5 protein-coding genes are annotated in these 10117 nt (G+C 61.1%); 2 read left to right on the top strand and 3 right to left on the bottom strand.

Annotation, left to right across the window (positions count from 1 at the left end; all coding sequences use genetic code 11):
• Positions 1–34 precede the first annotated feature (34 nt).
• Positions 35–910, top strand: a complete 876-nt coding sequence (locus J6525_RS24855) for a WYL domain-containing protein (RefSeq protein ID WP_225646676.1) — start codon at positions 35–37, stop codon at positions 908–910.
• A gap of 1257 nt (positions 911–2167) precedes the next feature.
• Here the strand turns inward: J6525_RS24855 and J6525_RS24850 are convergent.
• Positions 2168–3526, bottom strand: a complete 1359-nt coding sequence (locus J6525_RS24850) for a tyrosine-type recombinase/integrase (protein WP_225646675.1) — start codon at positions 3524–3526, stop codon at positions 2168–2170.
• Between the two features lie 395 nt (positions 3527–3921).
• On the opposite strand from J6525_RS24850, the gene J6525_RS24845 reads away from it, so the two are divergent.
• Positions 3922–4458 carry a hypothetical protein gene (locus J6525_RS24845; protein ID WP_225646674.1) on the top strand — a complete coding sequence of 179 codons (537 nt, stop codon included), beginning with the start codon at positions 3922–3924 and terminating at the stop codon, positions 4456–4458.
• 162 nt (positions 4459–4620) lie between these two features.
• On the opposite strand, the gene J6525_RS24840 is transcribed toward J6525_RS24845, so the two are convergent.
• Positions 4621–4941: a hypothetical protein gene (locus J6525_RS24840; RefSeq protein WP_225646673.1), complete on the bottom strand. Its 321-nt coding sequence runs from the start codon at positions 4939–4941 to the stop codon at positions 4621–4623.
• A 71-nt stretch (positions 4942–5012) separates the two neighbouring features.
• Entirely contained in the window at positions 5013–9836 is a 4824-nt protein-coding gene (locus J6525_RS24835) for an NAD-glutamate dehydrogenase (RefSeq protein WP_225646672.1), read from the bottom strand.
• Between the last annotated feature and the right edge of the window lie 281 nt (positions 9837–10117).

The raw sequence follows: 10117 nt of genomic DNA, 5'->3' as shown, positions 1-10117 counted from the left end.
ATCCGAACTTGATGTCAAACGAGGCGGAGCTGCGATGCGGGCTCGCCTGAAGCACATTGACGACCGCCTGATTTGGTTCGGCTTCTTGCGACTCACAGATCATGCTTCGAAATTTGGCATATCCGACGTGCAAGGCAAAATAGACATAAAGACTTATCGCAACCTATCGGATACGCCGCCGCCGGAGCGCAAGCCAGGCCCCCCGGTCGCCGGCGCAGCGCCGGTAGGTCAGTACGTGCGCCCATCGAAGTTCACCCCAATCTTCGATTCTCCGGGAACGCTAGATGATTTGTTCACGACCCGCCTCGAGGACGTCGGAGTGGACATGGCGCTATCGATCGAGCGTGTTTTGCCGCCCACTCATTCCGTGGATCCTGATCGCGTCAGGCCTCTCCTTGCGGCGATAGAATTGAAAGAAAGCTGCAAGCTGCACTACCAATCGATGACAAGTTTGGCGGCCGTGGAACGGGTGGTCTGCCCTCATGCCTTGGTCAAGGCCTCCGGACGCTGGCATGTGCGTGCTTTCGATTTCGCCAGGAAGCGCTTCATCGACTTCTCCTTGTCGCGCGTTCTCGGCTCCGAGCCTTTCCCGGCGCAGACGGCGGTGCCGGCAAATCTGGATGACGATTGGTTCGCCACGGTTTCAGTCGAATTGGTACCTCATCCAAAACTCTCGACTGCCCAACGCCACATTATCGGGCGTGAATTCAAGATGGATGACGGGCAACTGGTCGTCCAGACACGGCGAGCCTTATTGTTCTACCTGTTGGACGAAATGCGCCTCCTTGCTGCGGTACGGCGCGGGGAGAAAGACGCCGCGGACGTGCCGATCTGGATCAGAAATTTCCGCCATGTGGCTTCCGAGCTCTCGATCATGGACGCGCAGCGTGATGCCACTGCACATCTCTAATGTCGATGATCTGCTCTGAATTGAGCCCTTCTTCCGGAGTTGGGGCGCGATCGCGGCAGCAAGTTTCCCGCTCCAATGCAAGCCTTTATATTCGTGACGTGCCAACCCGGTCTGACGCACAAACGCATCCGGGAAAAATCCAACCCGGATCAGGCTTGCGTTGCTCGATACCCTTATTGAAGAAGCAAGCCACGCCAACCGGCGTATTTCGGGTAGAGCTAGAAGCCTCGCTCGCTTCGTAAAGCCTCGTAGCCGGCGCCGTCAGGGACCCGTGCGCCCGGTGCTAAGCATCAAGGTCTTCCTTCAGAGCTAGACTCTTCGCTCGCTGCGGTTTCTCGGCGTCGGATATTTGCTCCTCGACATATGCAAGCTCAGCGCGCGCACTTTCCAGCCCAGAATTTAGTTCGCCCCGCCTGGAACGTAGTTCGAATCTGTCTTCGCGCGCGATCCACCGAACACCTTCTTGCACAGCAATGGCTACGAATGATCGGAAGGCACTCAAATGCAAGAGGTCGACGACTTGCGCCACAAGCGGCAGACGTTTCGTTTCTGCGCAGACCGTGCCACGCGAGGCCAGTGAAGAGGTCGCAGTAATCAAGCCGCAAGGCGCCCCTCCGATGTCCCACGAGGGACACTTCGCAGCCTTCAAGCCAGCGCCCAACTATGACCATTGATAAAATATGGTCAACGAGGCTCCACGGTATGCCGATTCCGCTTCTTCTTCACGTAGCGTGGGCCGCGGAGCCGAATGGCTCAGCGCAGGGTGGCAGAGGTCGGATTACCAACCAAGCTCCCAGTTCGCGAAAGGCGACTAGCTCGCCGTATCCGGCCAGAATCCAGGACTCAGGCGTTCAAGAAACAGCCCTATTTTTGAAGGATTCGCGCTTTCGCTGACAGCCCAATGATGGCAACTTGACCGGGCCGCGGGACCCGCTGGGTCTCCACCGCGGTTCTCCACCGTCCGAATCCGGTGGCTCGAGAAATGCCCGGTTTTATTGGGTTTTTCGCACGTCATTTTTAGATGGCGGAGAGGGAGGGATTCGAACCCCGCTATCTCCTCTAAGTTCGCATCGCCGGAGACGTTGATATTCTTCGTGGTAGAGAGGTTGGAGCGCCTCAGCGAAATTATGTCCAAGCCACCTAAGCGCGCGCAAACCGTGGCGGAAAAATAGACTCGTTGACTAAAGCTAGCTGCTCCATTCACTTGCCTGCTGCCGCATGTCAGTCGTCCTTTTCGGCTGAACCTGCGCGGCGGCTTCAGGCCGCGAAGCGCTGCTCTTGCTCGGCGTTTGCTAAAGACTCGCCGACGGCCTTGCAGAGGAAGCGGGCAAGCGCCGCCTTTCGAGAGTCGCGGTCAAGGGCGTAGGCGGTCTGCTTGAATTCGACACCGTCGAGCAGCCCCTGGATGTAGCCGGAGATGGTGTCCGCAGCCATGATGAGCGCTGTATCGAGCGTATGAATATATTTGCTCGTGACCGACCCTTTTGAGTGTCCGACGAGAGCCGCGATCGTGACCTCGGTGAATCCGAGGTCGTTCGCAATGCTTGCGAAGCTGTGCCTTAGTACATGCGGTGTGATGTCGGCGAGAGGCGAATTCCGAAAGATTTTTTCCCAATGATTGGGGAAGCTTCCAAACGGGTTGTCATCGCCCTGGCCCGGAAAGACGTAAGTCCCCGTTCTAGCCGTCCATTGCGTTTCCAGAAACTCCATCACAGGCAACCCGATAGCTCGCGTGGACGCACCCTCCTTACTATCTGCGAGACGCAGACAGCTTGCTTCCATGTCGGCCTCGATCCACCGTAGGTTTATCATTTCAGAACGGCGACATCCTGTCAGAGCAATTTGGCGGATGATATCGGTCGTGATTTGGTATTTCTCATCCTCGGCAGCCTTGCGCAAAATTCCACCGAGGACGCGATACTCCGGCTCGGTCAGACGCCGGTTGCGGACCCTATCCTTCGGCTTGCGAATTCCGTGCGCGGGGTTCGTTTCGATAATTCCGGCTTCTATCGCGTAGGTGAGGATTCCGCCGAGAAGACCAACGGTTCGCGTGGCGGTACCAACTCCTCCCCGTACGTTCGCTTTGCCGCGGAGTTTCTTGGTCTTGACACTAACGCGGGTTTTCCCCGCCATGATGTCTTTCAAGACCTTGTTCACGTCCGCCTTGACGAGGTCTTTTACGCGCCTAGTGCCAATGAGTGGCACGATATGGCGGTTGATGCGGCCGGTGTCGGTCACGATCGTTGACGCCTTTTTCGGGCGCCCACCTTTTCCAAGTATCAGCCCCGCCTTCAAGTCGGCGAAATAGAGGTCGCATAGCTCCTTGACGGTGATCGCTTTGTGATCGAGATGACGCTCTTCGGCCGGATTGTCACCCTGTGCGATCCGCCCCAGCTGGATCTTAGCCTCTTTCCTTGCGAGCTCCGGCGTCCAGACCCCGTGCTGCCCGATAGTATATCGGCGTGAACGGCCGGCTGACCGATACTGAATTAGATAGCTGCGCTTGCCCGATGTGAACACACGGAGACCGAAGCCGGGCAATTCGTCATCCCAGATAACGTAATCCTTGTCCCGAGCTTCCGCGGCATCGACGATCCGCTTATTGAGCTTTGTCATCGAATTTCTCCGACTTGAAGCCCGTCTCCCGCGTAAGCACCACGTAAGCAGTTGGAGGGAAATCGGGGCGCGCAGCAGGATAGGCGCTGCGGCCGCCAATTCCAGGTTTCTATAATGATATTAGTAGGATAGCGAAGCATTGAGCGCCCCATCGCGATTTTGCGTAGGGCACACTTAAATTGCTCCGAAGGCAAAGGTCACACGTTCGAATCGTGTCGGGTGCGCCAAGACGCGACAGAGCATCCACTTGTCCGTCGTCATGCCGGTGAAGCACGACATATCCGCTGTTCCCGAACTCACGAGTGCCTTACCATCACTCGAATCTTCCAACTTTCGGTCGAACGTCGACGGATGTACCCAACCGGCAGCCTCGGTGCCGCATGAAGCGACCCTCGATGGCTCTCTTCGTGGCCATTTTGGCCTTGTTCGGCTGCCGTGGATCCGATTCGGCGGCTCAAGGTATGTCCGCGAACCCCGATCCACTTGCGTCCGCGCGCGAAGGCCTGCTGCTGTGTATCCGACCCAAGATCGACAAGAGGGAATGCAACACGCTCACGAGATACGTTTTCGACAGCGCAAGCGCGATTGAGGCGCACGCCGACGTGACGATGTCGGCGGAGGTGGTCATGTCGTTGAAATTTGTCACGACGATCCAATCGGGGGCGGTCTGCAGCGCATTCCGCGAGGAAGACACACGGTCAGCAACGTTCACGATTGCCGGCCGCCCAGCGTCTGCACAAGAAACAAGCTTCCTCCGCGATCAGGTTGCGAGCAACATGCGAATCCGACCGACTGGCGTGACTTGTTTGAATTTTCTGACCAGCCCACAAGGCTTGGTGGCACAGGTCGTTCTTGACGGGGTGCGACACCCCGAAATGGATGAACCGGTGATTTGGACTTCTCCGGACCAGGGATACGTCGCCCATCCGTGAGGCCCCGGCTCCCGCGTATTCCAGCGCGCTCTTGAGCGCCGCTGCGCGGTCCCTCGCGGACCATCATAGCGCCACAGCGAAGCAGTAGTGCCCATCTTCGTCGCGCGTGGTGCGCCATTTTCGCTTCATTTGCCGCCGACCAATCGTGGCCCTTGCTGCGGCTTACGGGATTCTTGCCACAACGTTGGGCCGGTTTTTCTCGAGCCAGGCGACGGCCTCGGATCCATCGACGACACACTCGAAGGTTTCCCAGGTTGGGTCCTCCAGAGATTCCAGTTGCAGTCGCTTCGCCGCATACTCAACGAGGTCGTGCAGACGTTCATATCCTTGTCTGCGCTCGAGGGAATCTGCAATCGCAGTGCTGGTCCATCCTCGTTGAGCCAAATCGATAATGCTCGGAGCGGCAGCCTCGCTGAACCACGGTGTGGCATCGAACTCGATGCAGCGAACATTGTCGGCGGTATGACAAGTGGCGTGGATCATTGGATTCCTCCGTTTGCCGGCTAACGACCTGCGCCAGCATCGCTCTTCTCACATCGCTGCCTCACACGCCGTCAGGCCTTGACCAAGTCCCCCAGCAGGTTCGCCGCCACCGTCAGCTTGGCGAGGGTCAGGCCGCTGGCAGCGATCTCCTCGACCGAGCGGCGGATACGCGTCGCCTCGGGGTGAGCCGCGAGCCAGGTCTCGACGGCCTGCTGGCCAGACTGGCCGGTTGCCAGCATATCGGCGGCCAGTCTCCTTTCGGCGCCGGCGATCTGCTCGACGGCGCGATCGATGGCCATGCGTTCGAAATAATCATTGGCCGGCACACTGCGTGCGGCGGCGATGATGCGGTCGAGACGGAAATTCGCCTCGGCGGCGTAGAAGGTCGCGGCGGCATCGCCGATGGGGCGCGTGGTGCGCTCGGCAACCGTCACGATGTCGGGAGCCGAGACCAAAGCGTCAAGATCGGCGAGCTCGCCGGCGAGGCCGGCCGGGACACCGGCGTCGGCGAGTTCCTGCCGCCGCTTGACGCGCGCGGCTTGCAAGTCCGGCGGCAAGGCAGTGTCGAGCCCGGCGACGATCTGGCGGATCGCCGGGCCGAAGCGCGCGACGACCGCCTCCAGCCCGTCCTTGAAATCGACATTGCGCACGTACCAGACCATGCGGGAGAGCAGGAGGTCCTGCACCGAAGCGTAGAGGGACAGCTGCAGCTGCCCGTCGATGCAGGCGTCGAGCGCGTCGATAGCGTCATTGAGCCACTTCAGGCCGAAGCATTCATCGACCGCCACATAGGCCATGACGATGGTTGGGATATCGGCGTCGGTCTCGTCGATCAGGCGCACGACGCACGCCGGGCCGCCGCGATTGATCACCGCATTGGCGAGACTGGTCGCGATGATCTCCCGCCGCAGGCGATGCAATCCGGCCGCGGTCGGGAATTTGTCCTGAACCTCGCGCGGAAAATACTGGGATAGTTCGCGGGCAAGATAGGGGTCATCGGGCACGCTGGTGACGAGCAGGTCATCGTAGAGGGTCAGCTTGGCGTAGGCGAGCAGCACGGCAAGCTCGGGCCGCGCGAGGGACTGGCCGCGCCGTGTGCGCTCGGTAAGCGCTGCGTCGTCGGGCAAGAACTCAACAGCGCGGCTAAGCAAGCCGCGCTGTTCGAGCGATTGCATCAGACGGGTGAGAAAACCGGTCTCTGCCACACCCTTGCGCTCGGCCAGCGAGAGCGCCAGCGTCTGCAGATAGTTGTTGCGCAGCACCAGCACGCCGACCTCGTCGGTCATCGCGGCAAGCAGGCTGTTGCGGTCAGTGGGACTGAGGCGTCCCTCGCGTTCGGGACGCGCCAGCGCGATCTTGATGTTGACCTCGACGTCGGACGTGTTCACGCCGGCCGAATTGTCGATGGCGTCGGTGTTGAGCTTGACGCCCTTCTGCGCCGCTTCGATGCGGCCGCGCTGGGTAACGCCGAGGTTGGCCCCTTCGCCGATCACCCGGGCGCGCACGTCGCCACCCGCGATGCGGATCGGATCGTTGGCGCGGTCCCCGACCTGATCGTCGCTTTCCCCGGAGGAGCGGACATAGGTGCCGATGCCGCCAAACCACAGCAGGTCCGCGCGAGCCTTCAGGATCGCCGTCATCACCTCGAAAGGCGTGGCTTGCGGCTTGTCGAGATCGAGCAGCGTGCGCACCTCCGGCGCAAGCGGGATCGCCTTGAGCGAGCGCGAGAACACGCCGCCGCCCTGCGAGATCAGCGACTTGTTGTAGTCCTGCCAGCTCGATCGCGGCAGATCGAACAGGCGCTTGCGCTCGGCGAAGCTGGTCGATGGATCGGGCGAAGGATCGATGAAGATGTCGCGATGATCGAAAGCCGCCACAAGCCTTGTCGCCGGCGAGAGCAGCATGCCATTGCCGAAAACGTCGCCCGACATGTCGCCGACGCCGACCGCGGTGAACGGCATGGTCTGAATGTCGGTGCCGAGCTCGCGGAAGTGGCGCTTGACCGCCGTCCAGGCGCCGCGCGCCGTGATCCCCATCTTCTTGTGATCGTAACCCTGGCTGCCGCCGGATGCGAAGGCATCGCCAAGCCAATGGTTCTTCTCGGCCGAGATCGCGTTGGCGACGTCGGAGAAGGTGGCGGTGCCCTTGTCGGCGGCGACGACGAGGTAGGGGTCGTCGCCGTCGTGGCGCACGGTGGATTCAGGCGGCACGACGATGTCGCCGTCGAGATTGTCGGTGAGTTCGAGCAGCGAGCGAACAAAGATGCGATAGCTTTCGGTGCCCTCCGCGAGCCAGGCGTCGCGCTTGGAAGGCGGCGGCAGGCGCTTGGGCACGAAGCCGCCCTTGGCTCCGACCGGCACGATCACGGCGTTCTTGACCTGCTGCGCTTTCACCAGGCCGAGGATCTCGGTGCGGAAATCCTGCGGCCGGTCGGACCAGCGCAAGCCACCGCGCGCAACCTTGCCGAAGCGCAGGTGAATGCCTTCGACACGAGGGGAATAGACGAAGATCTCGTAGAGCGGTCGTGGAGCGGGCAAGTCGTCGATCCGGCGCGCCTCGAACTTGAAGGAGATCACCGGACGCGGGTGTCCATCCTCGCCGATTTGCCACAGATTGGTGCGAACGGTAGCCTGCACCAGATTGGTGAAGCGGCGCAGGATGCGGTCTTCATCGAGCGAGGCGACGGATTTGAGCTGTTCCTCGACCTCGGCAAGCAAAGCCGTCTCGCGCGCCGCGCGCTCGGCGTCCGTCAAGGCGAGGCGCGGATCGAGGCGGGTCTGGAACATAGCGACCAAGCTGGCCGTGATCGCCGCGTTCTTGCGCAAGGTCTCCCACATGTAATCCTGAGTGAACGGAGCGCGGATCTGGTGCAAATAACGCGACAGCGCCCGAATGGTCGAGACTTCCCGCCAACTTAGGGCGGTGCGCAGGATCAGGCCGTTATATCCGTCGGATTCGGCGCGATCGGTCACCACCGCCATGATCGAGGCTTCCAGGCGATGGCTGAATTCCGGGTTAATCTCGATGGGCTGGCCGTCACTGGTCTCGATCGTCATGTCGTGCAGCCATACCGGCGCAGCCCTGGTACCGGGCACGACCTGATAGGTGCGTTCGTTGACCACGCGCAGGCCGTGATTTTCGATCACCGGCACGCGGTAGGACAACGACAGCGGTACGCCGTCCGAAAACACCTTCAGGCCGAAGCGCCTCGGATCGTCGGCTTCGATGCGGTAAACCGAAATCGTTACCGGGCGCGCCGGCGTCAGCTTTTCGACGGTCGTGATGTCGGCGATCGCCTGTTCCGCGCTGAACACCTCGGTATAGCCGCCGCTGAAGGCCTGGGCATATCGGTTGGTGAGCATGCGCGCCCGCATGCCATCGGTCGATGCGGTTAGCGCGGCCTTCAGCTTGTCGGCCCAGGTCGCGGCAATGGCGCTGATCCCGGCTTCGAGCAGGGCGCGGTCGACGACGGGCGTTTTGCCTTCATAGCGTCCGATGATGAAGTGGACGCGCGCAAGCGCGCCTTCCGGGAATGATACGTAGGAGGCGGACAACTTCCCTTTGTAGGCCTGCGCCAAAAAGGCTCCGACGCGTGTGCGGACGTCGGTGTCGTATTTGTCGCGCGGAATGAAGGTGAGGATGGAGACAAAGCGATCGAACTTGTCGACCCGCGGCAGCGCCCGGACGCGCGGACGCTCGTAGAGGATCAGGATCTCGATGACGAAGTTGTAGAGCGTGTCGACGTCGATCTGGAACAGCTCGTCGCGCGGATAATCTTCGAGAATATGCATCAGCGCCTTGCCGGAATGGCCGTTCGGGTCGAAGCCCGCGCGCTGCAGCACCCGCGAAACCTTGTGGCGGACATAAGGGATCTGCCGTACCGAGCGAGTATAGGCGCCCGAGGTGAAAAGGCCGACGACGCGCAGCTCGCCTTCGAGCCGGCCGTCGGGCGAGTAGAGTTTGATGCCCACATAATCCATCCGGGTGCGGCGATGGACGCGGCTGGAGACATTGGCCTTGATGACGATCAGCAGGGTCGGCTCGTGCATGAACTCGCGGATTTCCGGCGTCATCACCACCATTTCGCTGCCGCGGCGCAGGACCTTCACGTCCGGATCGCGCAGGATGCCGAGGCCTTCGCCGGTTGTAATGTCGTCCGACGCGTCGCTGTCGGGCGAGAAGCGATATTTGCGCACGCCGAGGAAGGTGAAATTGTCCGCGCAGAGCCATTGCAGGAACTGATTGGCTTCGGCGAGTTCGTCGATCGGCAGCGGCGGCGGATTGGAAGAGAACGTCTTGATCGCTTCCTCGACACTGTCACGCATGACGCGCCAGTCGGCAACACAGGCGCGGACATTGTTCAACGTCCTGGTCAGGCCGTCGATCAGCTTCTGGCGATCGGAATCCGCGTCCAGGCGGGTGATGTGGAGATGAATCAGGCTTTCGCGCGCGCCCTTTGCTCCGTCCGGCAGTGCTTCCCCGTAGAATCGCAGCAGCTTGCCCCCTTCATCGCGCTCCACGGCGATGATCGGGTGAGCGACCAGGGTGACCTCGAGGCCCTGCTCGGCGAGCTCCGCCATGGTGGAATCGAACAGGAAAGGCATATTGTCGTTGAGAATTTCGAGCACGGAAATCTCGCGCCCGTTCGGCAACGTCGGATTGACGACGCGGATATCGGCGCTGCCGGCCGTGCGCCGCTGCACGTGCTCCCAGGCCTGCTCCGCCAGCAGGGCAAGCGAGGCGGCATCGTAATTGGCGAGATCCTCGATATTGGTGTAGCCGAACAAGGGCTCGGCAAAGGCCCGGGGGCTCTTGCCCGCTGGCACGCTGCCCGCTGCATCGCGGATCAGGGCTGCCCGGGCCTTGTCGTCACGCCACGCCATAATGTCCTCCATTTGCCGTGCCGTCCGATCGCAGCCGCGACCATCCGCTTGATTCTGGAGTGCATCTCTTCGTGCGTCGCGATCGAATGCTACGCGAAATCCTAGCTTCGACGGCTGCCGACGACAATACTACGATCCCGCAGCGAACGGCGCACGCTGTCGTGAGGCGTGCTGAATTTCGCTTGCGAAAGCGGGTGGGCCGAAGTCGGCCGACGGCGGCCGAACGCCTGGGGCAGGAAAAATCACATGCAATTTCAATTATGTATGGGTTCGAGCCGCCGTTCGGCAGGGAT

It is taken from the genome of Bradyrhizobium australafricanum (assembly GCF_020329495.1).
In the GTDB taxonomy this organism is placed as follows: domain Bacteria; phylum Pseudomonadota; class Alphaproteobacteria; order Rhizobiales; family Xanthobacteraceae; genus Bradyrhizobium; species Bradyrhizobium australafricanum.
Note: the sequence above shows the minus strand (reverse complement) of the source record. Positions and strands in the feature narration are given on the sequence as shown.

Coding starts and splice junctions, on each gene's coding strand:
- J6525_RS24850 (WP_225646675.1), bottom strand. CDS start 3,526: ATGACAAAGCTCAATAAGCGGATCGTCGATGCCGCGGAAGCTCGGGAC.
- J6525_RS24845 (WP_225646674.1), top strand. CDS start 3,922: ATGGCTCTCTTCGTGGCCATTTTGGCCTTGTTCGGCTGCCGTGGATCC.
- J6525_RS24855 (WP_225646676.1), top strand. CDS start 35: ATGCGGGCTCGCCTGAAGCACATTGACGACCGCCTGATTTGGTTCGGC.
- J6525_RS24840 (WP_225646673.1), bottom strand. CDS start 4,941: ATGATCCACGCCACTTGTCATACCGCCGACAATGTTCGCTGCATCGAG.
- J6525_RS24835 (WP_225646672.1), bottom strand. CDS start 9,836: ATGGAGGACATTATGGCGTGGCGTGACGACAAGGCCCGGGCAGCCCTG.